The organism is Sphingomonas sp. PL-96 (assembly GCF_020707215.1).
GTDB lineage: Bacteria > Pseudomonadota > Alphaproteobacteria > Sphingomonadales > Sphingomonadaceae > Sphingomonas.
Genome location: NZ_JAJFET010000005.1, coordinates 198,676 through 223,759, shown reverse-complemented (window position 1 = coordinate 223,759; position 25,084 = coordinate 198,676). Strand labels below are relative to the sequence as shown.

Sequence of the window (25,084 nt, the reverse complement as noted above, 5' to 3'; positions counted from 1 at the left end):
CATGCAGATAGGAGAAGCGCGGGTTTGTCCAGCAGCGCCCGGTCAGGGCAGCAGCGTTACCGACAGGACGGCGCTGCGGGTGGCGCCGGGGGCGACGCGCATCATGCCGGGCTTGTCCCAGATCTCGCCCGTGAAGCCGACCGGGTCGGCGATGCCGTGCCACGGCTCGACGCAGACGAAAGCGGCGCCGGGCTTGGTCCAGATGCCGAGCATGGGGGTGTCGGGGAAGCCGATCTCCAGCGCAGGGCCTTCGCCGGCGTCGTAGCGGAGCGACTGGCTTTCAAGCTGCTGCCAGACGAGCGCGTCCTCGGTGAAGAGGTTGTCGGAGAGGGACAGCACGCGGTCCTGGAGCGGGCTCGGGCGCGGGGCGGAGGCGATCAGGCCGTCCTCGACCGAGGCGAGGCTTGCCGGCTCGGGCGTCGCAAAGGTGATGCGGTGGGCGTCGCGCGGGCGGCCATAGGGGAGCGGCCAGGCGAAGGCGTGGTGGAAACCGATGCTGGCCGGCAGGTCGCGGGTGTCGCGGTTGGTGACCGTGACGGTGGTGGTGAGCGTCGCGCCGTCGAGCGCGTGGGTGACGTCGAGCGCGAAGGCGCGCGGGTAGACTTCGCGGGTTTCGGCATCGTCTTCAAGCCGGAAGCGGACGCTGTCGGCTGTCTGCTCCACCAGCGTGAAGCTGCGGCGGCGGGCGAAGCCGTGCTGGGGCAGGGCATAGTCGCGGCCCTCGAGCCGGTAGCGGTCGCCCGCCAGCCGGCCCACGATCGGGAAGAGGATCGGTGCGTGGCCCGTCCAGAAGGCGGGATCGGCGTCGGTCATCAGCTCGCGGCCTTGCGCATCGCAAAGCGACACGAGCTCGGCGCCGAGCGGGTCGATCGCCGCCGTGAGGATGCCGTTGCCGATCTCCACCCGATCAGCCACGCAAGGCGGCTCCCAGCTTGGCGGCGGCAGCGACCACCTTGTCGGCGACCCCCTTGATCTCCGCGTCGGTGAAGCTCTTCTCGCCCGGCTGGAGCGTGATCTCGACGGCGAGCGACTTCATGCCATCCTCGACCCCGGCGCCGGTGAAGAGGTCGAACAGCCGTGCGTCGACGATCGCCGCCTTGTCCGCACCGCGCACGGCGCGCACCAGCGCGTCGCCGCTGACGGTGGCGGGCACCAGGAAGGCGAAGTCGCGCGTCACCGCCTGCAACGCCGGCGGCGCATAGGCCGGGCGCATGAAGCCGCTGCCGCGCTTGGGCGGCAGCGCGTCCAGGAACAGCTCGACTGCGACGACGGAGCCCGAGAGGTCGAATGCCTTGGCGATGCGCGGGTGGAGCGTGCCGAAGGCGGCGAGCACCGTCTTCGGCCCGAGCCGCAGCGTCGCGGACTGGCCGGGGTGATAGGCATCGCCCGCACCGTCCATGACCTGGAGGTTGGCGACCGGAGCACCGGCGGCTTCCAGCAGCGCGAGCGCCTCTGCCTTGGCATCGAACGCGTCGAAGGGCGCGGCCTTGCCCGCCTGCCAGCCGCGGCTGCGCTGCTCGCCGGCGAGCACGACGCCGAGCGTCAGGCGCTCGCCGTCGGCGAGATAGCGGCGGCCGATCTCGAACAGCCGCACGCCGGTGGCGCCGCGCTTGAGGTTGCGGTTCGCAGCCGACAGCAGCCCGGGGAGCAGCGAGGGGCGCATGACCTTCATGTCCTCGCTGATCGGGTTAGCGAGCGTCCAGGCACCGCCGCCGAAGCTTGCGGCCGCATCCTCGGCGATAAAGCTCCAGGTGATCGCTTCGTTGAGGCCGCGGGCAGCGGCCGAACGGCGCAGGCGGCGCTCGAGCTTCTGCTCAGGCGTGGCGGTCGGGCGCGCGACGCCGGCGGGGCGGGGCAGCGGCGTCGAGGGCACCTTGTCGATGCCCTCGATGCGGATCACTTCCTCGACCAGATCTGCGGGTCCGTCGATGTCGCGGCGCCAGCTCGGCACCACCACGTTCCATTCGAGGTCGACCACGAAGCCGAGACGTTCGAGGATCTCCTGCTGCCGCTCGGGCGCGACCGCGAGGCCGCCGAGCGTCTCCGCGAGGTTCGGGTTGTAGGCGACGAGGCGCGGGTCGACCGGCGGCTCGCCGGCGCGGGTGACTTCGCTCGGCGTGCCGCCGCACAGGGCGAGCACCAGGCGGGTGGCGATCGCCAGCCCCTCGTCGAGGAAGGCGGGATCGACGCCGCGCTCGAAGCGCTGGCGCGCGTCGGAAGTGAGCGCGAGCTTCTGGCCGGTGCGGGCGATCGTCTCCGGCGTGAAATAGGCGCACTCGATGAGCACGTCGGTGGTCGTTTCCGACACGCCCGAATGCTCGCCGCCCATGATGCCGCCGATGTCGTGCACGGCTGCGTCGTCGGCGATCACGGTCTCGCCGCCGTCGAGCGTGTAGGTCTTGCCGTTGAGCGCGAGCACCTGCTCGCCGGCTGCCGCATGCCGCGCGACCAGACCGCCCTGGAGCTTAGCGCGGTCATAGACGTGCAGCGGGCGGCCGAGGCCGAGCATGACGTAGTTGGTGATGTCGACCAGGGCCGAAATGGGCTTCTGGCCAACCGTGGTCAGCCGGCGCTGGAGCCAGTCGGGCGAGGGGCCGTTGGTGACGCCGGCGACGGTCTGGGCGAAGAAGGCGGGGCAGCCCTCCAGGTCCTGCGTCGACACGTCCGGGCCGGCGCCCTGGGGTACGATCGCGGGCAGGTCGCCGAGCACCGCGTCGAGCGGGCGCAGCGTGCCGAGGCCAGCGGCCGCCAAGTCGCGGGCGATGCCGCGCACGCCCATGCAGTCCTGGCGGTTGGGCGTGATCGCGACGTCGATAACGGGATCGTCGAGGCCGGCATAGTCGGCAAAGGTCGTGCCGACCGGCGCATCGGCGGGCAGCTCGATGATGCCGTCGTGGTCCTCGCCGAGCTCCAGCTCGCGGGTCGAGCACATCATGCCGTTGGACTCGACGCCGCGGATGGCGGCGACGCGCAGCTCCATGCCGTTGGCGGGGACGACCGCGCCGGGCATGCCGAACACGCCGACCAGGCCGGCGCGGGCGTTGGGCGCGCCGCAGACGACCTGGAGCGGGCCGTCGCCGGCATCGACCGATAGCACCTGGAGCTTGTCGGCCTGGGGATGGCGCTCGGCGGTGAGGACGCGGGCGACGCGGAAGCCGTTGAGGCGCGCGGCCGGGTTCTCGACGCCCTCGACCTCCAGCCCGATGGCGGTCAGGCCGTCGAGGATCGCGTCGAGCGAGGCGTCGGTGTCGAGGTGCTCGCGCAGCCAGGAAAGGGTGAACTTCATGCGCCCACTCCCCCCGACAGCGTGGGCACGTCAAGCGCCGAGAAGCCATAGTGCTTGAGCCAGCGCAGGTCGCCATCGAAGAACGGGCGCAGGTCGTCCATGCCGTATTTCAGCATCGCCAGCCGGTCGACGCCGGTGCCGAAGGCGAAGCCCTGGTATTCGTCGGGATCGAGGCCGCAGGCGGCGATCACCTTGGGGTGGACCATGCCGGAGCCCAGCACCTCCATCCAGCCTTCCGATCCGCCGACCACGCGCTTGCCCTTCTGCATGGTGTAGCCGATGTCGACCTCCGCCGAAGGCTCGGTGAAGGGGAAGTAGCTGGGGCGGAGGCGCAGCACGATGTCCTCGCGCTCGAAGAACGCCTTGAGGAAGGTCTCCAGCGTCCATTTGAGGTGGGCAAGGGTAATGCCCTTGTCGATCACCAGCCCTTCGATCTGGTGGAACATCGGCGTGTGGGTGGCGTCGCTGTCCGAGCGATAGACGCGGCCGGGCGCGATGATGCGGATCGGCGGCTTCTGCGACAGCATGGTGCGGATCTGCACGGGCGAGGTGTGGGTGCGCAGGACCATCGGCCGTTCGTGCTCGCCCGCGAGGTAAAAGGTATCGTGCATCGCGCGCGCCGGATGCGTCTCCGGAATGTTGAGCGCGGTGAAATTGTGCCAGTCGTCCTCGATCTCCGGGCCGGTCGCGACCGCGAAGCCCAGGTCGGCGAAGATCTCGGCGAGTTCGTCCATGACCTGGCTGACCGGGTGGACGCTGCCGGGGGCCGTGCGGTCGACCGGCAGGGTCATATCGAGGGTTTCGGACGCAAGGCGCGCGTCGAGCGCGGCCTGCTCCAGCCCGGCCTTGCGGGTGGCGATCGCCTCCGTCACCGACTCGCGCAAGCTATGGATGCGCGGACCTTCGACCTGGCGCTGCTCGGGCGTCATGCCGCCCAGCGTCTTGAGGAGGCTGGTGACGGCGCCCTGCTTGCCGAGCGCATGGACGCGCACCGCCTCCAGCGCGTCGAGCCCGGCGGCCGCGTCGATCGCCGCCAGCAGGTCGGCCCCCAGTTGTTCGAGATCGGTGGTCATCTAAATTCCGTTCGCAAGATTGGGAGGTCCGAACCTTAGTCGGCGGCTCAGGTCAAGCCGTTCCGGGCCTGCGTCACGCGCGGGCAGCGAGCAGAAGGCCGCCGAAGCCGATGAACAGCGACCCCGTCGCGCGGTTGAACAGCCGCTGGCGGCGCGGCGGTGCCAGCCAGCGGGCGAGCGAGCGGCCGCCCAGCGCATACGCCATGTACCAGCCGCTCTCGATCACCACGAACGTCGCGACCAGGATCGCCAGTTGGAGCCAGAAGGGGCGGGCAGGATCCAGGAACTGCGGGAACAGCGCGGCGGCGAAGACGATCAGCTTCGGGTTGGAGAGGCCGGTCGCGAGTCCAGCCGCATAGAGCGCGCCGGGGCGGCTGCGGGTGAAGCCCTCCGCCTTAGGAGCGTCCGAGACGGGTGCCCGCCACGCCTTGATCCCCAGCCAGATCAGATAGGCGGCACCGGCGAAGCGCAGCGCACCATAGAGCCGCGGCGATGCCTGGAGCAGCGCGCCCAGGCCCAGCGCGGAGGCGAGCAGGCACAGCAGGTTGGCGCTCATCAGCCCGGCCATGGAAAAGACCGCGCGGCGCGGGCCGTGGTGGATGCTCTGCACCATGACGTGCAGCATGTTGGGGCCGGGGGTGCCGGCGATCAGGAACACGGCGGTGACGTAGAGCCACCAGAGGTGCATCGCCATTCGTGCCTCCTCATTTGCCCTGACCACTGAGTGGCCGCGGGCAAAAACGAAAAGGGCGCCGGTGTTGCCACCGACGCCCCATGTTCGCGTAACGCTGCAGGTCGCTTAGGCGGCCTGGGGCAGTGCCGCCTTCGCCTGAGCGACGATCGCGGTAAATGCCTCACCCTCGTGCATCGCGATATCCGCCAGGACCTTGCGGTCCAGCTGGATGCCGGCGAGCTTCAGGCCGTGCATGAACTGCGAATAGGTCAGGCCCTCGGCCCGGACGCCGGCGTTGATGCGCTGGATCCAGAGGCCGCGGAAGGTCCGCTTCTTAACCTTGCGGTCGCGATAGGCGTACTGGCCGGCCTTTTCGACGGCCTGACGTGCGATGCGGATCGTGTTCTTGCGACGGCCATAATAGCCCTTCGCCTGATCCAAAATACGCTTGTGCTTGGTGCGGGTCGTGGTGCCGCGCTTGATACGTGCCATGTGTCAGACCTCCTTAGCGCAGACCGTAGGGCGCCCACGCCTTGACGTGTGCGACGTCGGCGTCGGCGAGCACCGAGGTGCCGCGGTTCTGGCGGATGTACTTGGCATTGTGGCTGATCAGGCGGTGGCGCTTGCCGGCCACACCGTGCTTCACCTTGCCGGTGGCGGTGAACTTGAAGCGCTTCTTCACGCCGCTCTTGGTCTTGAGCTTGGGCATTTTTTTCTCCTTGTTTGACACGACCCAACAGAATCGCCGCGGCAGCCCTTTTGGCCGGGCGATCCCCCGAGACAGGCTCGAAGAGTCGTGGAAAGACGGCGCGCTTAGCGTAATGGCGGCAGCGGTGCAACCACGGTGGCGGAGCGCAACCGCACTTCTTCCGTGCTCCTGCCCGCGCAGGAGCACGCGCACCTCATGGGAACTCGTTACGCCTACGGCGAGTTTTTGCCGGCATGGCTGATCGCGAACTGCCCCCCGTCGCGGACCAGGTGCCGCCGCCCGCCGCAACTCCGGCGGCACCGCCGCGGCGCGGGCGGCCGCGCTGGCTCACCATCCTGCTGCGGGTGGTGCTCGGCATCTTCATCGCGCTGTTCCTGGTGTGGGCGATCCTGTTCATCACCAAGGGCCGCTTCCTGAAGCACACGTTCGAAAAGATCGCGTCGAGCTCGGCCGAGCGGCAGGTGCGGGTGGCAGGCGATTTCCAGCTCTATTTCAACCCGATCAACCTCAAGTTCCTGGCCGAGGGGCTGACCGTTTCCAACCCCGAATGGGCGGGCGGGGGCAATTTCCTGCAGGCGCGCAAGTTCGACGCGCAGGTTGCGACGCTGACCTTCCTGTTCGGCAAGCGGCGGGTCAACTGGCTGGGGCTGGACGGCGCGCGTGTCGATCTGGCCTGGGACGCCGACCACCGCCGCAACACCTGGACCTTTGGCGACCCCAACGCCAAGGGCGAGCCGTTCGACATGCCGGTGATCCGCCAGGCGGCGGTGAGCAATTCGGGGCTGCGCTACAGCGACCCGTCGATGCGCGTGCTGGCCAACGTCCGCTTCCGCACGGTGGAGGCGCGCGACAGCAAGGTCGCGAACGCCGTGCGCTTCGACGGCGACGGGCGCGCGCGCGGCATTCCGTTCACCCTGACCGGCGCGCTGCTGTCTCCCAACGCAGCGCTTGCGGGCGGGCAGACCCAGCTGGCGCTGACCGTGCGGGCGGTGGATGCGGTGGGCACCGTAACCGGCACGCTGCCCGAGCCGACGGTGATCGAGGGTTCGGACCTGAAGGTCGACCTGCGCGGTCGCAACCTGGCGACCCTGTTCCAGGTGTTCGGCCTGACCGTGCCGGACACGCGGCGCTATCACCTGGCGTCGGCGCTCACCAAGCAGGGCGAGGAGTGGCGCTTCACCCGCTTGCGCGGCAATTTCGGGACCAGCGACCTCTCCGGCCGGTTCAGCGTGTTCCAGCGTGAGCCGCGCATGTACCTGACCGCCGACCTGGCGACGCGCACGCTCGACATGCTCGATGTAGCGCCGTTCATCGGTTACAACCCCGATCGCATCGATGCGCAGGGCAAGGCGGGCACGGTGACGCGGGTCGGCGGCACGCCGCGGCTGCTGCCGGACACGCCGCTCAACGTCGACGCGCTCAAGAACTTCGACGCCAAGGTCAACTGGACGGTCCGGCAGGTGCGTTCCAAGAACGTGCCCATCTCCAACATCAAGCTGGGGCTCACGCTCGACGACCGGCTGCTGAAGCTGTCGCCGCTCAACTTCACCATGGCGCGCGGCACGCTGCTGTCGGACATCACCATCAACGCGCGGCGGGCGCCGGTCTTCACCGACTATGACATCCGCCTGACGCCGACGCCGATGGGCAGGCTGCTCGCCGGCTTTGGCGTGGCGGAGGCGGGCACCAGCGGCACCATCTCGGCGCGCGTGAAGATGACCGGCAGCGGCAACAGCGTGCATGACTCGCTGGCGAGCTCCAACGGGCGCATCGCCTTCATCATGCCCAAGGGCAGCTTCTGGGCGCGCAACATCCAGCTGTCGGAGATCGACGTCGGCACGTTCATCCAGAAGATGTTCGAGGGCAAGCTGAAGGAGCCGGTGCAGATCAACTGTGGCCTGATCGGCTTCACCGTGCGCAACGGCGTGGCAGCGGCCGACCCGATCCTGATCGACACGCAGAAGAACGTGATGCTGGGCCGCGGCGGCTTCAGCTTCAAGACCGAGGCGATCGACCTGGCGTTCCGGGCGGATTCCAAGAAATTCTCGCTGTTCGCGGGCCAATCGCCGGTCGGCATCAACGGCTATTTCGCGCAGCCCGGTTTCGATGTGATCAGCCCGGAACTGGTCGGTCGCGCCGGCATCGGCCTGGGGCTGGCGGCAGTGGCGACTCCGATCGGCGGGCTGCTCGCCTTTGTCGACGTGGGCGATGCGAAGTCGGCAGCATGCGGACCGGTGCTGGCCGGCGCCACCGCCCAGGCGCAGCGCACCACCAAGGGCAAGCCGCGCGACGATGTGGGCGTGGGCACCCCCTCGAAGGACGAGGACGGCAAAGCCTCGGGCGACGAGAAGAAGAAGCAGCGCAAGAAGTTCCTGGGGATCTTCTGAGGGGTATCCAAGGCGCGGGCGGCGGGCGTGCCGCCCGTCGGCCCACGTCGATACTGAAGCCGCCGCGAAACCGGATTGGTCGAAAGGCCAGGGACGTGCGTTGAGGCCCACTCTGGGAAAGGGCGTGCCTGCCGATGACGACCACCGTTCCTCCACCCGGTCCGCGGAAGCTCAGTGAAGCGCTCACGCGCAACATCCAGGTTCTGGAGAGCCGGCGGGCCTAAGAGGCGGCGGATGCGTCGCTCCAAGACCGGATCGCGGCGGCGATCACCCGCTTCACCGGCAGCATGACGTTCGTCTATCTGCACCTGGTGGTGTATGGAGGCTGGGTCGTGGTGAACCTCGGGCTCATCCCCGGCGCGACGCCGTTTGATCCCAGCTTTGTCATCCTGGCGTCAGAAGCGTCGGTAGAGGCGATCTTCCTGTCCACCTTTGTGCTCATCAGCCAGAACCGAATGGCCGCTGCTGCCGATCGGCGCGCCGACCTGGACCTTCACATCGGTCTACTCGCGGAGCACGAGGTGACGAAGCTCGCCGTGCTGGTGGACGCGATCGCCAAGAAGCTCGGCGTCGAAGTGGGTGGTGAGGAGATCGACGAGATCAAACTCGATGTCGCCCCCGAAGCGGTGCTGGACGAGATCGCGAAACGGCAGAACGACACCGCGGCTTCAGCAAACGCGGTCTGACGCTCCACCTGCGGGGCCGAGTGGTCCGCCTGCGGCTTCGGCGGGCGAGTACGTATATGGAGCAGCGTCCGCTAACGCCCGCTTGCGGACGTACGGCTGGCGGCTATCCTGTCTCTATGATCAAGCGATCGCCGCCGCGCCACCTATGGTCAGTAATCGGAACCCTCGGTCTCGCCTGCGCGGGCCTTCGGTACTTCAACGTGTCAGCCGTCGCTTACGCGGCCTGCTATTTCGCTCTCGCAGTTCTGGGCTTGTTGGCTGGACTTTGGTTAGTTGCTCAGAAAAGCGGGTGGCCGACCGAAACGGGCGCCCTATCGGTGGCATGTTTCGCACCCCCTGTTCTGTTATTTGTAGAAGTCACCAGCAACTGGCGCGTGTTCTGCCTCGTTGCGATTTCGACCGTTGTTTTCGTTGAGTGGAGGCGGCGAGAGAGCCTTCTCCAGTACAGCAGCTAACCACCCACTTGCGGACATTCCCGAGTGCGTCGATGCTGACCTGATGGAATATGATCCGCAGGCGTTGGATGCGGCTCACCGCCATTCAAGCAACCACCGGGCGGAGCTGGGGCGAAGTGATGTTTGCGGCTGCTTCTACTGCCACGCGACCTTCACGGCCGCCAGTATTGATGCGTGGGTGGATGATGGCGGAACAGCTCTTTGTCCCCTGTGCGGCGTGGACTCGGTGATCGGCTCAGCGTCCGGGCACCCGGTGGGAGACAAATCCTTTCTGGGCTATATGCACGATCGCTGGTTCAACTGAACGGCCGCTTCCCACCCAATCTCGACCTTTGTCTCTCCGCCTGCGGTCTGCCGCAGAGGAAGGGGAGGGGCGCGTAGGAGCGGCTGAGATGCGGGAGGAGGTGGCAGGGAGGGCCGCGTGGCCCTCCCTGCTTGGCTCAGGCCAGCAGCGCTTCGGCCTGGTCGAGCGTTTCCTTGAAGCTCTGGACCAGCTGGCGGTACGGCTCCGGGCTCGTCATATCGAGGCCGGCGCGCTTCAGGATATCGATCGGATAGTCCGAGCCGCCCGCCTTCAGCACCGTCAGATAGCGGTCGCGCTCGGCGGTGCCGCCGGTGAGCACCGAGCGGGCGAAATACTCGGCCGCGGTGATCGAGGTGGCGTACTGATAGACGTAGAAGTTGGAATAGAAGTGGGGGATGTACGCCCACTCGATCGCATAGGCCGGGTCGATCGCGACCTTGGGGCCGTGGTAGCGCTTGAGCAGGTCGAGGTAGAGCGCGGTGAAGCGCGCGCCCGACACGCCCTCGCTCTTCTCGGCCAGCTCGTGCGCCTCCAGCTCGAACTCGGCGAACATTGCCTGACGGAAGAAGGTGCCGCGAATGCTCTCCATGCGCTGGCCGAGGTAGAAGAGCTTCTCCTCGCGGGTCTTGGCGCGCTTGAGCATCATGTCGACCAGCAGCGCCTCGTTCGCGGTCGAGGCGATCTCTGCGAGGAAGATCGGATAGTCGGCCATGTCATAAGGCTGCGCGCGGTTGGCGAGCAGCGAGTGGATCGCATGGCCCCATTCGTGCGCATAGGTCGACAGCCCCTCGTAATTCTCGCCGAGGTTGAGGAGCAGATAGGGGTGCACGTCGTAAGCGCCGGGGTTCATGTACGCGCCCGAACGCTTGCCGGTGCGCGGGAAGGGATCCATCCAGCGCGCCGCGGTGCCTTGCGCGATCAGCTTGGCGTATTCAGGCCCGAGCGGCTTGGTCGCCTCCAGCGTCAGCGTGCGCATCTCCGACAGGGTGAAGCGGCGGTCGAGCGACACCAGCGGCGGGTAGATGTCGTAGTACGCCATGTCGGGCAGCTTGAGCATGCGGCGGCGCAGCTCGAAATAGCGGTGGAGCTGCGGCAGGCCGGCGTTGGTCTCCTGCACCAGCGTGCGGTACACCCCCTCGGGGATGTTGCCGCCCGATACCGCGGCTGCCAGCGAGCTCGGGTATTTGCGGGCGCGGGCGTTGAAGATGTCGCCCTTGATCTTGGCGACGTACGCAGAACCGAGCGAGCTTTCGAAGGCGTCGTAGCTCTTCCAGAAGGCGTCGAACACCTGCTTGCGGTCGGCGCGGTTGGGGGCGTCGCGGTTGAGCGAATAGCCCTGGTCGTCGAGCCGCACCGACTTGCCGGTCGAAAGCTGCACGGTCGGGCGCGGCATGTCCGAGGAGCGCAGCTGCTCGGCCGTCTCGCCCGGACCCGACAGCGCGGCGCCGGCGCTGGCGAGCAGCGCCTCGCCCTCTGGACTCAGCGTGTGCTCGGCCTGGCGCAGGACGTTCTTGAGCGCCATGCCGAAGCGGGTGCGCAGCGTCGCGTTCTGGGCAGTGAACGCCTCGATCTTCGGGCGGCCGAGCGCGATCAGCTCGGGGCCGGTCCAGGCGGTCGCCTCGCCGAGTGCCACCCACAGGTCGGTGGCCTGGGCGCGGCGTTCCTGGTTGGCGGCGACGCGAACGTCTTCGTCGGCCTTCAGGCTGATATAGGTGTAGAGGCGCGACACAGTGCGGCCGACGTCGGACTGGGCCGACAAGGCCTGGGCCAGCACGTCGGCGCTTTCGCCGAGCCGCCCCTTCCACTGGGCGAGCGCCTTGGCATCGGCAAGCGCCTTGACGCGGGCGGCGTCCCAGGCGGCGTCATTGGGGTAGAGCTCGGTCAGGTCCCAGGCGGCGGCGGTGGCGCCGGGAGCGGGTGTGGCGCCCTGCTGCGCCCAGGCGGGGGCGGCGGCGGCAAGTCCTGCAAGCGCAGAGGTGGCGAGCGCTTCGCGGCGGCTGAGATCGGTCATGCGGATTCCCGTGGATGGCTGCGTCGGACGACGCTTGGCGCCGAACATCGTCAGTCCCGGGGCCGAAAGAAAGGGCCAAAAAGAAAGGGGCCGGAAGGTTTCCCCTCCGGCCCCATTTCCTTGGGTCGGCACCGGCAGAGCCGGTGCTGGACGTCGGACGGACTTCGGGCGGGCCGAAGTCCGCCGGCCGATCCGGTGCGGGACCCGGGCCAGCACAAGCTGGCCCGGGCCGCAGCCGGATCAGAAGTCCATGCCGCCCATGCCGCCGCCGGGCATTGCCGGCATTACGGGCTTGTCCTCGGGCAGCTCGGCCACGGTGGCTTCCGTGGTGATGAGCAGGCCCGAAACCGACGCCGCGTTCTGAAGCGCGGTGCGCACGACCTTGGTCGGGTCGATCACGCCGGCCGCAACCAGGTTCTCGTACGTGTCGGTCGACGCGTTGAAGCCGAACGAGGTGTCGTCCTGATCGAGCAGCTTGCCCGACACGACGGCGCCGTCATGGCCGGCGTTCTGCGCGATCTGGCGCACGAGTGCGGTCAGCGACTTGCGAACGATGTCGATGCCGCGGGTCTGGTCGTCGTTCGCGCCGGTGAGGCCGGCGAGCGCCTTGGTGGCGTACAGGAGTGCCGTGCCGCCGCCCGGGACGATGCCCTCTTCGACAGCCGCGCGGGTCGCGTGCAGCGCGTCGTCGACGCGGTCCTTGCGCTCCTTCACCTCGACCTCGGTCGCACCGCCGACCTTGATCACGGCCACGCCGCCGGCGAGCTTGGCGAGACGCTCCTGGAGCTTCTCACGGTCATAGTCGCTGGTGGTGACTTCGATCTGCTGGCGGATCGCGTCGGTGCGGCCCTTGATCGCTTCGGCTTCACCCGCACCATCGACGATGGTGGTGTTGTCCTTGTCGATGGTGACGCGCTTGGCGGTGCCGAGCATGCCCAGGGTCACGGACTCGAGCTTGATGCCCAAGTCCTCGGAGACGACCTCGCCCTTGGTCAGGACGGCGATGTCCTCGAGCATCGCCTTGCGGCGATCACCGAAGCCCGGCGCCTTGACCGCTGCGACCTTCAGGCCGCCGCGCAGCTTGTTCACCACGAGCGTGGCCAGAGCCTCGCCCTCGATGTCCTCGGCGATGATCAGGAGCGGACGACCGGACTGAACGACGGCTTCCAGGATCGGGAGCATCGCCTGCAGGTTCGAGAGCTTCTTCTCGTGGATCAGGATGTACGGGTCGTTGAGCTCGACCGTCATCTTTTCCGGGTTGGTGATGAAGTAGGGCGACAGATAGCCGCGGTCGAACTGCATGCCCTCGACGACGTCGAGCTCGAATTCGAGACCCTTCGCCTCTTCGACGGTGATCACGCCTTCCTTGCCGACCTTCTCCATCGCTTCCGCGATCTTTTCGCCGACTTCACGGTCGCCGTTTGCGGAGATGATGCCGACCTGGGCGACTTCCTGCGTGCCCGAGACGGGCTTGGAGCGCGCCTTCACGTCCTCGACGACCTTGGTCACGGCGAGATCGATGCCGCGCTTGAGGTCCATCGGGTTCATGCCGGCTGCGACCGAGCGCATGCCTTCGCGAACGATCGCCTGGGCGAGAACGGTCGCGGTGGTGGTGCCGTCACCGGCGACGTCGTTGGTCTTCGAGGCCACTTCGCGCACCATCTGGGCGCCCATGTTCTCGAACTTGTCCTTGAGCTCGATTTCCTTGGCGACCGAGACACCGTCCTTGGTGATGCGCGGTGCGCCGAAGGACTTGTCGATCACGACGTTGCGGCCCTTCGGGCCGAGCGTGACCTTGACCGCGTCGGCCAGGATGTCGACGCCCTTGAGGATGCGCTCACGCGCGTCGCGCGAAAACTTTACTTCCTTGGCTGCCATGTTGGCGGTTCCTCTTGCTGGTGCTCCGGCGAAACACCGGAGCGCAGGATCTGGATAGGTGGCTCTGGGCTCCTGCCTTGGCAGGAGCGCCGAACCGGGTCAGGAAATCAGCCGACGATCCCCAGGATGTCGGATTCCTTCATGATGAGCAGGTCTTCGCCATTCACCTTGACCTCGGTGCCCGACCACTTGCCGAACAGGATGCGGTCGCCGGCCTTGACGTCGAGCGGGGTGACCTTGCCGTCTTCCGACTTGGTGCCGGTGCCGGCGGCGACAACCTCGCCCTCCTGCGGCTTTTCCTTGGCCGTGTCCGGGATGATGATCCCGCCAGCGGTCTTTTCCTCGGCTTCGACGCGGCGAACGAGCACACGATCGTGCAGCGGACGAAAGTTCATGCGCGCTTTCCTTTCTGCAAAAACTGGTTTTTGGCACTCACCCCCGGCGAGTGCCAGCAGCGGACATATGCGGTTGGCCTGAGGCATCGTCAACGGGTTGGCGGACGGAAAAACGCGTCGGCCGACGAGGCGTGGCGGAAACGCGTGGGGGCGCGATGCGGCACCGGACGGGCACACGCGCCAAGCCCTTGGGAAGCGCGGTTTACTCGCCTCTGACGCTGCTTTAGCACCAACGACACTCAACAGAGGAAATGCGCGTGAGACTGGTTCGGGGTGCCTGGAAAGTGCTGGTCGCGGTGAAGGACGGCCTCGTCCTGCTGGCGATGCTGCTGTTCTTTGGAGTGCTGTTCGCAGCGCTTGCCGCCAAGCCGAACCCCGCGATCAACTCCGGTGCGCTGCTGGTGGCGCTGGACGGCACGGTGGTCGAGCAGCCGAGCGACGTCGATCCCTTTGCCGCGCTGAGCGGTGCGACGGTGGCGCGCGAGCATCGCCTGCGCGACGTGGTCCATGCGCTGGACAAGGCGCGGGACGACAAGCGCGTGACGGCAGTGGTGCTGGACCTCGACCGGTTCGTCGGCGGCTATCCGGCGGTGGTGGCCGAAGTCGCGGCGGCGGTGGGCCGGGTGCGCGCGAGCGGCAAGCCGGTGCTTGCCTACGCGACCGGCTATACCGACAGCAGCTATCTGGTGGCGTCCAACGCCAGCGAGATCTGGGTCAACCCGATGGGCGGTGCGATGTTCACCGGCCCGGGCGGGGCGCAGCTCTATTACAAGGGGCTGATCGACAAGCTGGGCGTCAACGCGCACGTCTATCGCGTGGGTCAGTTCAAGTCGGCGGTGGAGCCCTATACCCGCGCCGACCAGTCGGAGCCGGCGCGCGCGGCCAACCAGGCGCTGTATGGCGCCATCTTCGGCCAGTGGCGCGAGGCGGTGGCCAAGGCGCGGCCAAAGGCAAAGATCGCCGAGTTCGTCACGCAGCCGGACAGGCTGGTGGTCGCGGCCGGCGGCGACATCGCCAAGGCCAACCTTGCCGCGGGCCTGGTCGACCGGCTGGGCGACCGGGTGGCGTTCGGCAAGCGCGTCGCCGAGCTGAAAGGCGTCGGCGTCGGCGAGAGCAAGACGCCGGGCAGCTTCAAGGCGATCTCGCTCAAGAAGTGGATCGCGGCGAACCCGCTTCCCAAGACCGGCGACGCGATCGGCGTGCTGACCATTGCAGGCGAGATCGTCGATGGCGACTCCGGCACCGGCAAGGCCGGCGGCGACACCGTGTCGAAGCTGCTGCTCAAGGGTCTGGCCGAAAAGGAGCTGAAGGCGCTGGTGGTGCGCGTGGACTCGCCGGGCGGCTCGGCGCTCGCGTCCGAGCAGATGCGCCAGGCGATCCTGCAGGCCAAGCAAAAGGGCCTGCCGGTGGTCGTCTCGATGGGCGGGCTGGCCGCGAGCGGCGGCTATTGGGTATCGACGCCGGGCGACGTGGTGTTCGCGGAGCCCAACACCATCACCGGCTCGATCGGCATCTTCGGCCTGATCCCGACGTTCGAGAACACGCTCGCCAAGATCGGCGTCACCACCGACGGTGTTCAGACGACGCCGCTGACCGGGCAGCCCAACGTGACGGGCGGCACCAACGCCACCTTCGATGCGCTGGTGCAGGCGACGATCGAGAACGGCTATCGCCGCTTCATCGGGCTGGTGTCGCAGGCGCGGCGGATGACGCCCGAACGCGTCGACCAGATCGGCCAGGGCCGGGTTTGGGACGGCGGCACCGCGCGCCAGCTGGGGCTGGTCGACCGGTTCGGTACGCTGTCCGACGCCGTGGCCGAGGCGGCGCGGCGCGCCAAGCTCGACCCCGCAAAGGTCCATGCCGAATATCTGGAAAAGGAGCCAAGCGCGTTCCAGCAGCTGGTGTCGACGATGAACACGGGCGAGGAAGACGAGGACCGGGTGGGGGTAGCGTCGACCGACGTGGTCTCGCGCCTGGCGGGTGAGCGGCGTGCGCTGCTGGCGGAGGCGCTCGGCGATGCGCGGCGGCTGATGCAGGGCGGCGCGGCGATGCAGGCGCGCTGCCTGGAATGCGCCGCGCTGGGCCCCGTGGTGCCGGCGGCCGAGGACGTGCGGCTGATGGACCTGATGCTGGCGCGGGTCGGCCTGTGATCGCAATCCGCGCGGCCACGACCGACGATGCCGGGGCGATCGCGAGCATCTATGCCGATTATGTGACCGGCAGCACGATCAGCTTCGAGGAACAGCCGCCAAGCGCCGCCGACATGGCCGGGCGCATCGCGGCGCACGACGGCCTCTATCCCTGGCTGGTCGCGACCGGCACCGATCCGCTGGGCGAGACCGGGCCGGGCGCGATCCTGGGCTATGCCTATGCCGGGCCGTTCCGGTCGCGTGCCGCCTATCGCTTCTCGGTCGAGACGACGATCTACCTGGCGAGCGGGGCGCATGGCCAGGGCGCCGGGCGGCTGTTGTACGAGGCGCTGATCGTGACGTTGCGCGCGCAGGGCTTCGCCCAGGCGATGGGGGTGATCGCGCTGCCCAACGGCCCGTCGATCTCGCTGCACGAGGCGGTCGGGTTCCGCCGCGCGGGCGTGATCCGCTCGATCGGCTACAAGCAGGGCCAGTGGATCGACATCGGCCTGTGGCAGTGCGGACTCGCGCACACCGCAATGCCGCCGGCCGAGCCGCGGCCGTTTCGCGACGTCGGGGTCGTGCGGGCCTGAGGCTCAGCGCTTGCCGCGGTAGGCGGGGAGCGCGAGCTTCCAGTGGATGGCGGCGGCGCGCAGGAGGAAACCGGCGCCGGCTGCGCACAGGGCGCACAAGAACGTGGGCAGCCCCAGCGCGATCAGCAGCACATAAAGGCCTGCGGCGAGCGCAGCCGCGGTGACATAGAGCTCGGGACGCATCAGGATCGAGGGCTCGCCGACCAGCATGTCGCGCAGGATGCCGCCGGCACAGGCCGTCACCACGCCCATCACCGCGGCCGGAACCGGTGGCACGCCGAAGCTCAGCGACTTGGCCGCGCCATAGACCGCGTAGATCGCAAGGCCGACCGCGTCGAACCATTCGAACGCGCGATGCGTCCACCAGCGCTCCGGCGTTACCCAGGTCACCAGCGCCGCCCCCAGGCAGAGCGCGGCGGTCTGCGCATCGCGGATCCAGAACACGGGCGCGCCGATCAGGAGATCGCGGATGGTGCCGCCGCCGACGCCGGTGATCAGGGCGAAAAAGGCAGCGGTGACGAGCGTCTGCCCGCGCTGTGCCGCGGCCAGCGCGCCGGTGGCAGCGAACACGGCGATGCCGAACAGGTTCAGCAGCTGCAGCAGCGGGCCGGGGGCAAGAGCGTCGATGGGCACGGCATGGATCGCTAGCGGTTCACCGGCCGTCGCGAAACCCCGATGGGGGTTGGCGGATGCGGCCGAACGCGGGACAAGGGGCTATGCAACGCATGCCTGTTTCCCTGCTGATGGTCGCCGTGCTGCTCGCAGCGTTGGCCGGCTTCGTCGACGCCGTCGCTTTTTCCAGTTTCGCCGGCTTCTTTGCCTCGTTCATGAGCGGGAATTCGACCCGGCTCGGAGTCGCGCTCGTCGCCGGGCTGGAGGGGGAGATCTGGACCGCGGCCGGGCTGTTGCTGGGGTTCGTGTCGGGCGTGATGGGCGGGGCGATCGCGGCGCGGGCGGCAGGCGTGCGTGGGCGTGAGGCGGTGATGCTGCTGGTCACGGCGCTGCTGGCGCTTGCCGCATTGTGCGTGGGGCTAGGGCCGCGGCAGCTCGGGCTGGTGCTGCTGGCGGGTGCGATGGGCGCGGAGAACGCCGTGTTCCTGCGCGATGGCGAGGTGCGGCTGGGGCTGACCTATATGACGGGCACGCTGGTGCGCTTTGGCCAGCGGCTGGCCGACGCGCTGATGGGCGCGGGACCGCGCTTCGCCTGGTGGCGCGACCTGCTATTCTGGGGCGGGTTCGTCGGCGGCACGCTAGGCGGAGCGGCAGCGTTCGTGGTGCTGGGGGATCGGGCGATCGGGCTGGCCGCGGTGCTTGCCGGATTGCTGACGCTGCTGGTCGCGCGAACGGCGGATTGAGGGCAGGTCCGGATTTCCGACCACGGCGTAGCCCGGTCTTCGCCGGACCAAGCAGAACCACAGCGCGCGGCGCTTCTGGCCCGAGGCGCCGCCTGCGGGATCTTTCATGGCAGCGCCGGAGCACCCATGCTTGCGCGACCCTATCGCACCCGCCTAACCCCGCCGCATGACCACCTTCGACACTCTCGCGCGGATCGCGGCTGCGCTGGAGCGGCTGGCGCCGCCGCCGCCCCCCGCTGCCGACCCGCTCGCGCACCCGGCCTATCTGTGGGATGGAGCCGTGCTCCAGCCGGCGCGGGCGTTCGATCCGCTGCCGCTCGACCTCCTGTCGGGCATGGAGGCGCAGAAGCACGCGTTCCTCGCCAACCTGCGCCGGCTCGCCGACGGGATCGCCGCGCAGGATGTGCTGCTGTGGGGTGCACGGGGCACGGGCAAGTCGGCGCTGGTGAAAAGTGCGGTGGGCGCGGTGCAGGCGGACGGTGCGGCGCTCGCGCTGGTCGAGGTGGTGACGCCGCGGCTGGAGACGCTGCCGGCGCTGTTCGCGGCCATCGCCGGTGCCGGGCGCGCCTTTGCGATCTTCCTCGACGACTTAGGCTTCGAGCATCCGGGCGAGGCGCGCGCGCTGCGTTCGCTGCTGCAGGGCGGCGCGGAAGCGCGGCCGGCCAATGCGCGGCTGGTGGTGACCTCCAACCGTCGCCACCTGATGCCCCGCGACCTGGCCGAGCAGTCGAGCGCGATCAACCCGCGCGATTCGATCGACGACAGTCTGGCGCTTGCGGACCGCTTCGGGCTGAGCCTGGGGTTCCACGTCGTCGATCAGGACGCGTATCTGGCGATCGTCGCCGGCTATTGCGCCACCCACGACCTGCCGTTCGATCCGACCGAGGCAGTGGGCTGGGCGACGCGGCGCGGGAGCCGGTCGGGCCGAGTCGCGTGGCAGTATGTGACGGACCTGGCGGGGCGCCACGGGCGCGCGCTGTAGCCGCCGCGCTTCTGCGCAGGCGCCCAGGGGTACGAGCGGCTGTGCCTGGGGGTGCGGGTGTGCGCCGCTGCGTTCAGCGCGTTCCCCGCACCGCGACCCCGGCGGCCGCAAGCGCGGCGCGGGCGTCGGCGACGCTCGCCTCGCCGAAGTGGAAGATCGACGCGGCAAGCACGGCGCTGGCATGACCTTCGACCACGCCTGCCACCAGGTCGGTGAGCTTGCCGACGCCGCCCGACGCAACCACCGGCACGTCGGTCGCGTCTGCAATCGCGCGCGTGAGGGCGAGGTCGTAGCCGTCGCGCGTGCCATCCCGATCCATCGAGGTCACGAGCAGCTCGCCGGCGCCGAAGCCAGCCAAGCGGGCGGCGTGCTCCAGCGCGTCGATGCCAGTCGCGCGGCGGCCGCCGTGGGTGAAGACTTCCCAGCGGCCGGGCTCGACCTGGCGCGCGTCGATCGAGGCGGTGACGCACTGGCTGCCGAACCGGTCGGCGATCTCCGCCACCACTTCTGGACGCGCGACGGCAGCGGAATTGACCGCGACCTTGTCGGCGCCGGCGAGCAGCAGCGCGCGGGCGTCGGCCGCCGAGCGGACGCCGCCGCCCACCGTCAGCGGCATGAAGCAGACCTCGGCAGTGCGTCGGACCACATCGACGATGGTGTCCCGGCCTTCGTGGCTGGCGCCGATGTCGAGGAAGCAGAGCTCGTCGGCACCGGCGAGGTCATAGGCGCGTGCCTGCTCGACCGGGTCGCCGGCATCGCGCAGGTCGACGAAGTTGACGCCCTTGACCACGCGCCCGGCATGGACGTCGAGGCAGGGTATGATGCGGACGCGGACGGTCATGCCGCCACTCGCAGCGCCTCGGCGAGGTCCAGGCGGCCGTCGTAGAGCGCGCGGCCGGTGATGACGCCCTCGATACCCGGCTTGCCGCGCAGTTGGTGGATGTCCTCGATGTCGGCGACACCGCCGCTGGCGATGACGGGGATACCGACTTCGGCGGCGAGTGCGGCGGTGGCGGCGACGTTGCAGCCCTTGAGCAGGCCGTCGCGGCCGACGTCGGTGAAGAGCAGGGCGGCGACGCCCGCATCCTCGAACCGGCGGGCGAGGTCGGCGACGGTGACGGTGGAAACGTCGGCCCAGCCGCGAGTCGCGACCAGGCCGTCGCGGGCGTCCACCGCGACCACAATCCGGCCGGGCAGCGCGCGGGCGGCATCGCGGACGAGGTCCGGGTTCTCCAGCGCCGCGGTGCCGATCACGACCCGGGCGACGCCGAGTTCGAGCCAGCCGTCGATCGCAGCTCGGGTGCGGATGCCGCCGCCCAACTGCACGCGGCCGGGGAAGGCGCGCACGACGCTTGCCACCACGTCGCCATTGACCGAGTCGCCGGCAAAGGCGCCGTCGAGGTCGACGACGTGGAGATGGTCGGCGCCGGCATCGGCAAAGGCGCGGGCCTGGGCGGCGGGATCGTCGCCGTAGATGGTGGCGCGGTCCATGTCGCCTTCGGCAAGCCGGACGACCTGGCCGCCCTTGAGGTCGATCGCGGGGAAGACGATCAGCCGGTCGGTCACGGTTGCCATGCGAGGAATCTCTCCAGCAGCGCAATGCCGTAGCGCTGGCTCTTTTCGGGGTGGAATTGGACGCCGAGCAAATTGTCGCGGCCGATCGCCGCGGTCACCGGCTGCCCGTGAGTGGTGGTGGCGACGACGCCATCGCCTTCAAAGGCATAGCTGTGCAGGAAATAGGCTTCGCCCGGCAGCACGATCGGGTGCTCGTTCAGGGGAACCACGTCGTTCCAGCCCATGTGCGGCACGCGCGCTTGCGGGCTTGCCTCCAGCTTGCGGACGGTACCGGGGAGCCAGCCGAGGCCTGCGTGGGTGCCGAACTCCTCGCCCTCGGTCGCCATCAGCTGCATGCCGACGCACACGCCCAGGAACGGCACGCCGCCGCGCAGCGCGCGCTCTTCCATCGCCTCGATCATGCCCGGTACGGCGGCGAGCCCGTCGATGCAGGCGCGGAAGGCGCCGACGCCGGGCAGGACGATGCGGTCGGCGCGGCGCACCACCTCGGCATCGGCGGTGATCGCCATGTCGGCGACTCCGGCAGCCTTCAGCGCGTTGGCGACCGAGTGGAGGTTGCCGGCGCCATAGTCGATCAGCGCCAGCGTCATGCGAGCAGCGCGCCGATCTCGGCGCTGGCGATGGCGGCGGTGAAGCCGACGACTTCGAGCGTGGCCGCGCCCTCGATGATGTACGGATCGGTGCAGGCGATCGCCTCGACGGCCTCCGCCTCACCGCGGTACAGCATCACGCCGCCCGTCGCCGACGCGCGGCGGCCGGCGAGCAGCACCTCGCCCGCAGCTATGCGCGCGCTGATCCAATCCAGGTGGCGCGGGCGCAGCGCGTCGATCTCGTCGATCGGCTTCACATAGGTGAGGAGCGCGAGGACCAGCGGCTGGTTGGGGCGGGCGGCGGTCACAGGACGCCCTTGGTCGACGGCACGGCGTCGTCCTTGCGCGGGTCGATCTCGGTCGCGGTGCGAAGCGCGCGCGCCAGCCCCTTGAAGATGCTTTCGGCGATGTGGTGGTTGTTGGTGCCGTAGAGCGTCTCGACGTGGAGCGTGATGCCCGCCGCCTGTGCGAAGCTGTGGCAGAAATGCTCGAACATCTCGGTATCCATGGTGCCGAGCTGCGCCTGGGTGAAGCGCGACTTCCAGACCAGCCATGGGCGGCCGGAGATGTCGAGCGCGACGCGGGTCAGCGTCTCGTCCATCGGCGACAGCGCCTCGCCATAACGGCGAATGCCGCGCTTGTCGCCGAGTGCCTGGGCGAACGCCTGGCCGATCGCGATGCCGGTGTCTTCGACGGTGTGGTGCGCGTCGATGTGCAGGTCGCCCTTGGTCCGCACCGTCAGGTCGATCAGCGAGTGCCGCGAGAGCTGCTCCAGCATGTGGTCGAAGAAGCCGACCCCGGTCTGGACGTCATAGACGCCGGTGCCGTCCAGGTTGACGGCGACCTCGATCGAGGTTTCGCTGGTCGAGCGGGTGATGGTGCCAGTGCGCATGATCGTCCCCATAGCGCCGCTGGTCGCGCAAGCAACGCAACGAATCTTGACCGCACCCGAAACCCCGCTACCCAAGGCGCATGAACGCTCAAGTGCCCGACAGCCTGATCCCTTACGACGAGATCGTGCAGGATGCCCTGCGCGCCGTCGTCGGCCGCGTGCTGGGACAAGTCGCCTCCACCGGCGCCCTGCCGGGCGAGCACCATTTCTACATCACCTTCAAGACCCAGGCCGCGGGCGTCGACATCCCCAAGCGGCTGGTCGAGCGGTTCCCGGACGAGATGACGATCGTCATCCAGCACCGCTTCTGGGACCTGACGGTGGATGCGTCGCGATTCTCGGTCGGGCTGAGCTTCAACCAGATCCCGTCGACGCTGATCATCCCCTTCTCGGCGATCACCGGCTTCCACGACCCGGCGGTCAACTTCGAGCTGCGCTTCCAGGCAGCGGAAGGCCCGGACGGCGGACCCGAGCCGCACGACCCGGCCGAGAACGACGGGCCCCAGGCGAAGCCGGTCGAGGACGGATCGAACGTCGTCGCGGTGGACTTCAAGCGCAAGAAGTAAGGCGTTGCGGAGCGGCCGGTGCAACAAGCCGGCCCTCCGTTGCGTTGTCGGGCCATGAGCACCGACAGCACAACCCGCACGGAAACCGATTCGATCGGCGCGATCGAGGTTCCCGCCAGCGCCTATTGGGGCGCACAGACCCAGCGTTCGATCGAGAACTTCCCGTTCGGGGCGATGGAGCGCATGCCGATCGGCATCGTCCGCGCCCAGGCGATCGTGAAGCAGGCCGCGGCGCGGGTGAACCGCAAGCACGGCCTGGATGCCAAGATCGTCGACGCAATAGAGGCGGCGGCACAGGAGATCGTGGGCGGCAAGCTCGACGAGCAGTTCCCGCTGGTGATCTGGCAGACCGGCAGCGGCACCCAGACCAACATGAACGTGAACGAGGTGATTGCGGGCCGCGCCAACGAAGTGCTGGCCGGCACGCGCGGCGGCAAGTCGCCGGTCCACCCCAATGATCACGTCAACATGAGCCAGTCGTCGAACGACAGCTTCCCGACCGCGCTGCACGTCGCGACCGCAATCGCCACGCGCGACGCGCTGCTCCCGGCGCTGGAAAAACTGACCGCCTCGCTGACTGCCAAGGCGGAGGCGTGGGACCATATCGTCAAGATCGGCCGAACCCATACCCAGGACGCGACGCCGCTGACGCTTGGCCAGGAGTTCTCCGGTTATGCCGCGCAGCTGGTGAGCTGCCGGGCGCGGATCGAGGGTGCGCTCAACGGCAACATCCGCAAGCTCGCGATCGGGGGCACCGCGGTCGGCACCGGGCTCAATGCGCCCGAAGGCTGGGCGGAGGACATGACGGCGGCGATCAGCGACATCGCCGGCACGCAGTTCGAGAGTGCGCCGAACAAGTTCGAGCAGCTGGCGTCCAAGGACGGGCTGGTGTTCTTCTCCGGCGCGCTCAACACGCTGGCGGTGGCGCTCAACAAGATCGCCAACGACATCCGGCTGTTGGGCTCCGGCCCGCGTTCGGGGCTGGGCGAGCTGTCGCTGCCGGCCAATGAGCCGGGCAGCTCGATCATGCCGGGCAAGGTCAACCCGACCCAGGCCGAGTCGCTGACGATGGTGGCCGCGCAGGTGATCGGCAACCACCAGGCGGTGACCGTCGGCGGCATGCAGGGCCATTTCGAGCTCAACGTGTTCATGCCGCTGATCGGCGCCAACGTGCTGCGATCGATCCACCTGCTCGCCACCGGCATGACGAGCTTCGCCGAGCGCTGCGTCGACGGGACGGAGGCGAACGAGCAGCAGATCGCCGACCTGGTGGGCCGTTCGCTGATGCTGGTGACCGCGCTGGCGCCGGTGATCGGCTATGACAATTCGGCCAAGATCGCCAAATATGCGCATGAGAAGGGCCTCACGCTGAAGGAAGCGGGGCTGGAACTGGGCCTGGTCGACGAGGCGACCTTTGACCAATACGTCCGGCCGGAGACGATGGTCGGGCGGTAGCCCGGAACCCACGCGCGCCTCCCGCGCTTACCTCCCGACAGGAAAGCGAGGTTTGCATGGGTACGACAACGGTAGGCGCGCTGATCGGCGGCGCGATCGACAGCATGAGCGGCGACGATGGATCCGCGGACGGCGCCATCATCGGCGCGATCACGGCCAATGTGCTGAAGGTCGTGGTGCCGGTGGTGGTCACCTACGCAGTCGGCTGGGCGGTGCTGCGTGGCGCCGAACAGCTGCGCGAACAACTGTTTCAGCGGGAGAAGACGGCATGATCGGACGGATCGTAGGGATGCTGGTCGGACGCGAGCTCGATCGGCGCGACGGCAGCGGCGGCGTCAAGGGCGCTGCATTCGGCTATCTCGTCGGCGGCGCAATGCGGCGCATGGGGCCGCTCGGCCTGGTGCTCGGCGGTGGCTATGCCGCGAAGAAAGCGTACGACCGGCGCAAGGCGCGTCGGGGCTACTAAAAGGCTGCGGCGGGGGTTCAGGCCCCCGCCTGCCAGCTGCGGACCGCGTCACTGGGCGCGACCAGCATCCAGACGTTGAGCGTCAGATTGTCGCGGATCGCGACCAGCGCAACGATCTCCAGCGCGATTCCCAAAGCCAGCGTCGCCCACGGCGGCAGCCGCCGCGCGATCGCGAAGCCCAGCAGCATCCAGCCGATGTCTGCGAGCGAGTTGACGACGCTGTCGCCTTCATAGCCGAGCGCGATCGTGACGGCGCGGTAGCGGTCGATGATGATCGGCGAATTCTCCAGCACTTCCCAGGCCGCCTCCACCAGCGCCGCAAGTGCGAGCCGCATCTGCCACGGCTGGCGGCGCAAGGTCAGCCAGCCCAGGCCATAGAAGATCAGTCCATGGACGATATGGCTGAGGCTGTACCAGTCGGCGAGATGCTGGCTGTTCTCGGCCGACTGCACGGTGCCGTGCCACAGCTTCACCGTGCCGCACGTGCAGATCGGGGCGCGCCCCATCGCCAGCAGCACCAGCGCCGCGACCGCGACGATCGCGAGGGTCGCCCACCACCAGTGGGCAGAATGGGACGGATTGCGGGTCGGGAAGGTGGTCGCCATGCCTTGACGTATCGCTCCT

27 protein-coding genes are annotated in these 25,084 nt (G+C 68.7%); 11 read left to right on the top strand and 16 right to left on the bottom strand.

Annotated features, from left to right (window positions below):
- Positions 1-42: 42 nt before the first annotated feature.
- The 6 genes from LK533_RS11530 to rpmI all read right to left on the bottom strand — a co-directional run bounded on the left by LK533_RS11530 (position 43) and on the right by rpmI (position 5,741).
- Positions 43-915, bottom strand: coding sequence for an aldose 1-epimerase family protein (locus LK533_RS11530; protein WP_229363071.1), 873 nt, complete (start codon positions 913-915; stop codon positions 43-45).
- Entirely contained in the window at positions 908-3,286 is a 2,379-nt protein-coding gene (gene pheT / locus LK533_RS11525) for a phenylalanine--tRNA ligase subunit beta (protein WP_229363069.1), read from the bottom strand. The genes LK533_RS11530 and pheT overlap by 8 nt, the downstream gene beginning before the upstream one ends.
- Positions 3,283-4,359, bottom strand: a complete 1,077-nt coding sequence (gene pheS, locus LK533_RS11520) for a phenylalanine--tRNA ligase subunit alpha (RefSeq protein WP_229363067.1) — start codon at positions 4,357-4,359, stop codon at positions 3,283-3,285. The genes pheT and pheS overlap by 4 nt, the downstream gene beginning before the upstream one ends.
- Before the next feature lie 73 nt (positions 4,360-4,432).
- Positions 4,433-5,053, bottom strand: a complete 621-nt coding sequence (locus LK533_RS11515; protein ID WP_229363065.1) for a LysE family translocator — start codon at positions 5,051-5,053, stop codon at positions 4,433-4,435.
- Between the two features lie 105 nt (positions 5,054-5,158).
- Positions 5,159-5,524: a 50S ribosomal protein L20 gene (rplT, locus tag LK533_RS11510; protein WP_125961809.1), complete on the bottom strand. Its 366-nt coding sequence runs from the start codon at positions 5,522-5,524 to the stop codon at positions 5,159-5,161.
- Between the two features lie 13 nt (positions 5,525-5,537).
- Entirely contained in the window at positions 5,538-5,741 is a 204-nt protein-coding gene (gene rpmI / locus LK533_RS11505; RefSeq protein WP_125961808.1) for a 50S ribosomal protein L35, read from the bottom strand.
- Positions 5,742-5,974: 233 nt separating this feature from the next.
- Here rpmI and LK533_RS11500 point away from each other — a divergent pair, with 233 nt between their 5' ends.
- The 3 genes from LK533_RS11500 to LK533_RS11490 all read left to right on the top strand — a co-directional run bounded on the left by LK533_RS11500 (position 5,975) and on the right by LK533_RS11490 (position 9,573).
- Positions 5,975-8,128 carry an AsmA family protein gene (locus tag LK533_RS11500; protein ID WP_229363063.1) on the top strand — a complete coding sequence of 718 codons (2,154 nt, stop codon included), beginning with the start codon at positions 5,975-5,977 and terminating at the stop codon, positions 8,126-8,128.
- A gap of 287 nt (positions 8,129-8,415) precedes the next feature.
- Positions 8,416-8,814, top strand: a complete 399-nt coding sequence (locus tag LK533_RS11495) for a DUF1003 domain-containing protein (protein ID WP_229363061.1) — start codon at positions 8,416-8,418, stop codon at positions 8,812-8,814.
- A 498-nt stretch (positions 8,815-9,312) separates the two neighbouring features.
- Positions 9,313-9,573 (top strand): cytoplasmic protein, encoded by a 261-nt coding sequence (locus LK533_RS11490; RefSeq protein ID WP_229363060.1) that lies wholly within the window; start codon positions 9,313-9,315, stop codon positions 9,571-9,573.
- A gap of 136 nt (positions 9,574-9,709) precedes the next feature.
- On the opposite strand, the gene LK533_RS11485 is transcribed toward LK533_RS11490, so the two are convergent.
- The 3 genes from LK533_RS11485 to groES form a co-directional block, all read right to left on the bottom strand.
- The gene (locus LK533_RS11485; RefSeq protein ID WP_229363059.1) at positions 9,710-11,584 is read right to left on the bottom strand and encodes a M3 family oligoendopeptidase; all 1,875 of its coding nucleotides are present in this window, start codon (positions 11,582-11,584) and stop codon (positions 9,710-9,712) included.
- A gap of 240 nt (positions 11,585-11,824) precedes the next feature.
- Positions 11,825-13,462: a chaperonin GroEL gene (gene groL, locus LK533_RS11480; RefSeq protein WP_229363058.1), complete on the bottom strand. Its 1,638-nt coding sequence runs from the start codon at positions 13,460-13,462 to the stop codon at positions 11,825-11,827.
- Between the two features lie 107 nt (positions 13,463-13,569).
- Positions 13,570-13,857, bottom strand: a complete 288-nt coding sequence (gene groES, locus LK533_RS11475; protein WP_229363057.1) for a co-chaperone GroES — start codon at positions 13,855-13,857, stop codon at positions 13,570-13,572.
- A 257-nt stretch (positions 13,858-14,114) separates the two neighbouring features.
- On the opposite strand from groES, the gene sppA reads away from it, so the two are divergent.
- Positions 14,115-16,007 (top strand): signal peptide peptidase SppA, encoded by a 1,893-nt coding sequence (gene sppA / locus LK533_RS11470; protein ID WP_229363056.1) that lies wholly within the window; start codon positions 14,115-14,117, stop codon positions 16,005-16,007.
- Positions 16,004-16,579, top strand: coding sequence for a GNAT family N-acetyltransferase (locus LK533_RS11465; protein WP_229363055.1), 576 nt, complete (start codon positions 16,004-16,006; stop codon positions 16,577-16,579). Before sppA ends, LK533_RS11465 begins: the two co-directional genes overlap by 4 nt.
- 3 nt (positions 16,580-16,582) lie before the next feature.
- Here LK533_RS11465 and LK533_RS11460 read toward each other — a convergent pair whose 3' ends face one another.
- Positions 16,583-17,212: a trimeric intracellular cation channel family protein gene (locus LK533_RS11460; RefSeq protein WP_229363054.1), complete on the bottom strand. Its 630-nt coding sequence runs from the start codon at positions 17,210-17,212 to the stop codon at positions 16,583-16,585.
- 92 nt (positions 17,213-17,304) lie between these two features.
- Here LK533_RS11460 and LK533_RS11455 point away from each other — a divergent pair, with 92 nt between their 5' ends.
- Both LK533_RS11455 and LK533_RS11450 read left to right on the top strand, forming a co-directional pair.
- On the top strand, positions 17,305-17,934 hold the full coding sequence (locus LK533_RS11455; RefSeq protein WP_229363052.1) for a YoaK family protein: 630 nt from the start codon (positions 17,305-17,307) through the stop codon (positions 17,932-17,934).
- Positions 17,935-18,100: 166 nt separating this feature from the next.
- Positions 18,101-18,916 carry an ATP-binding protein gene (locus LK533_RS11450; RefSeq protein ID WP_229363050.1) on the top strand — a complete coding sequence of 272 codons (816 nt, stop codon included), beginning with the start codon at positions 18,101-18,103 and terminating at the stop codon, positions 18,914-18,916.
- A 73-nt stretch (positions 18,917-18,989) separates the two neighbouring features.
- Here the strand turns inward: LK533_RS11450 and hisF are convergent, their stop codons facing one another.
- Genes hisF through hisB form a run of 5 tightly spaced genes read right to left on the bottom strand, consistent with a single transcriptional unit; the run spans position 18,990 to position 21,973 of the window.
- Positions 18,990-19,757: an imidazole glycerol phosphate synthase subunit HisF gene (hisF, locus tag LK533_RS11445; RefSeq protein ID WP_229363049.1), complete on the bottom strand. Its 768-nt coding sequence runs from the start codon at positions 19,755-19,757 to the stop codon at positions 18,990-18,992.
- Positions 19,754-20,491: a 1-(5-phosphoribosyl)-5-[(5-phosphoribosylamino)methylideneamino]imidazole-4-carboxamide isomerase gene (gene hisA, locus LK533_RS11440; protein WP_229363048.1), complete on the bottom strand. Its 738-nt coding sequence runs from the start codon at positions 20,489-20,491 to the stop codon at positions 19,754-19,756. Before hisA ends, hisF begins: the two co-directional genes overlap by 4 nt.
- On the bottom strand, positions 20,479-21,081 hold the full coding sequence (hisH, locus tag LK533_RS11435) for an imidazole glycerol phosphate synthase subunit HisH (RefSeq protein WP_229363047.1): 603 nt from the start codon (positions 21,079-21,081) through the stop codon (positions 20,479-20,481). Before hisH ends, hisA begins: the two co-directional genes overlap by 13 nt.
- Complete coding sequence (locus LK533_RS11430) at positions 21,078-21,389, bottom strand: YciI family protein (protein ID WP_229363045.1); 312 nt, start codon at positions 21,387-21,389, stop codon at positions 21,078-21,080. The genes hisH and LK533_RS11430 overlap by 4 nt, the downstream gene beginning before the upstream one ends.
- Positions 21,386-21,973, bottom strand: coding sequence for an imidazoleglycerol-phosphate dehydratase HisB (gene hisB, locus LK533_RS11425; protein WP_229363044.1), 588 nt, complete (start codon positions 21,971-21,973; stop codon positions 21,386-21,388). Before hisB ends, LK533_RS11430 begins: the two co-directional genes overlap by 4 nt.
- An 80-nt stretch (positions 21,974-22,053) precedes the next feature.
- On the opposite strand from hisB, the gene LK533_RS11420 reads away from it, so the two are divergent.
- Genes LK533_RS11420 through LK533_RS11405 form a run of 4 tightly spaced genes read left to right on the top strand, consistent with a single transcriptional unit; the run spans position 22,054 to position 24,460 of the window.
- Entirely contained in the window at positions 22,054-22,539 is a 486-nt protein-coding gene (locus LK533_RS11420) for an SspB family protein (protein ID WP_229363043.1), read from the top strand.
- Positions 22,540-22,593: 54 nt separating this feature from the next.
- Positions 22,594-23,994: a class II fumarate hydratase gene (gene fumC, locus LK533_RS11415; RefSeq protein WP_229363042.1), complete on the top strand. Its 1,401-nt coding sequence runs from the start codon at positions 22,594-22,596 to the stop codon at positions 23,992-23,994.
- A 56-nt stretch (positions 23,995-24,050) separates the two neighbouring features.
- Entirely contained in the window at positions 24,051-24,266 is a 216-nt protein-coding gene (locus tag LK533_RS11410) for a hypothetical protein (protein WP_229363041.1), read from the top strand.
- Positions 24,263-24,460 carry a hypothetical protein gene (locus LK533_RS11405; protein WP_229363040.1) on the top strand — a complete coding sequence of 66 codons (198 nt, stop codon included), beginning with the start codon at positions 24,263-24,265 and terminating at the stop codon, positions 24,458-24,460. Before LK533_RS11410 ends, LK533_RS11405 begins: the two co-directional genes overlap by 4 nt.
- 17 nt (positions 24,461-24,477) lie before the next feature.
- Here LK533_RS11405 and LK533_RS11400 read toward each other — a convergent pair whose 3' ends face one another.
- A complete protein-coding gene (locus tag LK533_RS11400) occupies positions 24,478-25,065 on the bottom strand; it encodes a DUF2585 family protein (protein ID WP_229363039.1) in 588 nt (195 codons plus the stop codon).
- Positions 25,066-25,084: the final 19 nt, after the last annotated feature.

What these genes read in the sequence shown, in the direction of transcription:
- pheT (WP_229363069.1), bottom strand. Translation starts at nt 3,286, where the DNA reads ATGAAGTTCACCCTTTCCTGGCTGCGCGAGCACCTCGACACCGACGCC.
- pheS (WP_229363067.1), bottom strand. Translation starts at nt 4,359, where the DNA reads ATGACCACCGATCTCGAACAACTGGGGGCCGACCTGCTGGCGGCGATC.
- LK533_RS11515 (WP_229363065.1), bottom strand. Translation starts at nt 5,053, where the DNA reads ATGGCGATGCACCTCTGGTGGCTCTACGTCACCGCCGTGTTCCTGATC.
- rplT (WP_125961809.1), bottom strand. Translation starts at nt 5,524, where the DNA reads ATGGCACGTATCAAGCGCGGCACCACGACCCGCACCAAGCACAAGCGT.
- rpmI (WP_125961808.1), bottom strand. Translation starts at nt 5,741, where the DNA reads ATGCCCAAGCTCAAGACCAAGAGCGGCGTGAAGAAGCGCTTCAAGTTC.
- LK533_RS11500 (WP_229363063.1), top strand. Translation starts at nt 5,975, where the DNA reads ATGGCTGATCGCGAACTGCCCCCCGTCGCGGACCAGGTGCCGCCGCCC.
- LK533_RS11495 (WP_229363061.1), top strand. Translation starts at nt 8,416, where the DNA reads ATGACGTTCGTCTATCTGCACCTGGTGGTGTATGGAGGCTGGGTCGTG.
- LK533_RS11490 (WP_229363060.1), top strand. Translation starts at nt 9,313, where the DNA reads ATGGAATATGATCCGCAGGCGTTGGATGCGGCTCACCGCCATTCAAGC.
- LK533_RS11485 (WP_229363059.1), bottom strand. Translation starts at nt 11,584, where the DNA reads ATGACCGATCTCAGCCGCCGCGAAGCGCTCGCCACCTCTGCGCTTGCA.
- groL (WP_229363058.1), bottom strand. Translation starts at nt 13,462, where the DNA reads ATGGCAGCCAAGGAAGTAAAGTTTTCGCGCGACGCGCGTGAGCGCATC.
- groES (WP_229363057.1), bottom strand. Translation starts at nt 13,857, where the DNA reads ATGAACTTTCGTCCGCTGCACGATCGTGTGCTCGTTCGCCGCGTCGAA.
- LK533_RS11455 (WP_229363052.1), top strand. Translation starts at nt 17,305, where the DNA reads ATGCCTGTTTCCCTGCTGATGGTCGCCGTGCTGCTCGCAGCGTTGGCC.
- LK533_RS11450 (WP_229363050.1), top strand. Translation starts at nt 18,101, where the DNA reads ATGACCACCTTCGACACTCTCGCGCGGATCGCGGCTGCGCTGGAGCGG.
- hisF (WP_229363049.1), bottom strand. Translation starts at nt 19,757, where the DNA reads ATGACCGTCCGCGTCCGCATCATACCCTGCCTCGACGTCCATGCCGGG.
- hisA (WP_229363048.1), bottom strand. Translation starts at nt 20,491, where the DNA reads ATGGCAACCGTGACCGACCGGCTGATCGTCTTCCCCGCGATCGACCTC.
- hisH (WP_229363047.1), bottom strand. Translation starts at nt 21,081, where the DNA reads ATGACGCTGGCGCTGATCGACTATGGCGCCGGCAACCTCCACTCGGTC.
- hisB (WP_229363044.1), bottom strand. Translation starts at nt 21,973, where the DNA reads ATGCGCACTGGCACCATCACCCGCTCGACCAGCGAAACCTCGATCGAG.
- LK533_RS11420 (WP_229363043.1), top strand. Translation starts at nt 22,054, where the DNA reads ATGAACGCTCAAGTGCCCGACAGCCTGATCCCTTACGACGAGATCGTG.
- fumC (WP_229363042.1), top strand. Translation starts at nt 22,594, where the DNA reads ATGAGCACCGACAGCACAACCCGCACGGAAACCGATTCGATCGGCGCG.
- LK533_RS11410 (WP_229363041.1), top strand. Translation starts at nt 24,051, where the DNA reads ATGGGTACGACAACGGTAGGCGCGCTGATCGGCGGCGCGATCGACAGC.
- LK533_RS11405 (WP_229363040.1), top strand. Translation starts at nt 24,263, where the DNA reads ATGATCGGACGGATCGTAGGGATGCTGGTCGGACGCGAGCTCGATCGG.
- LK533_RS11400 (WP_229363039.1), bottom strand. Translation starts at nt 25,065, where the DNA reads ATGGCGACCACCTTCCCGACCCGCAATCCGTCCCATTCTGCCCACTGG.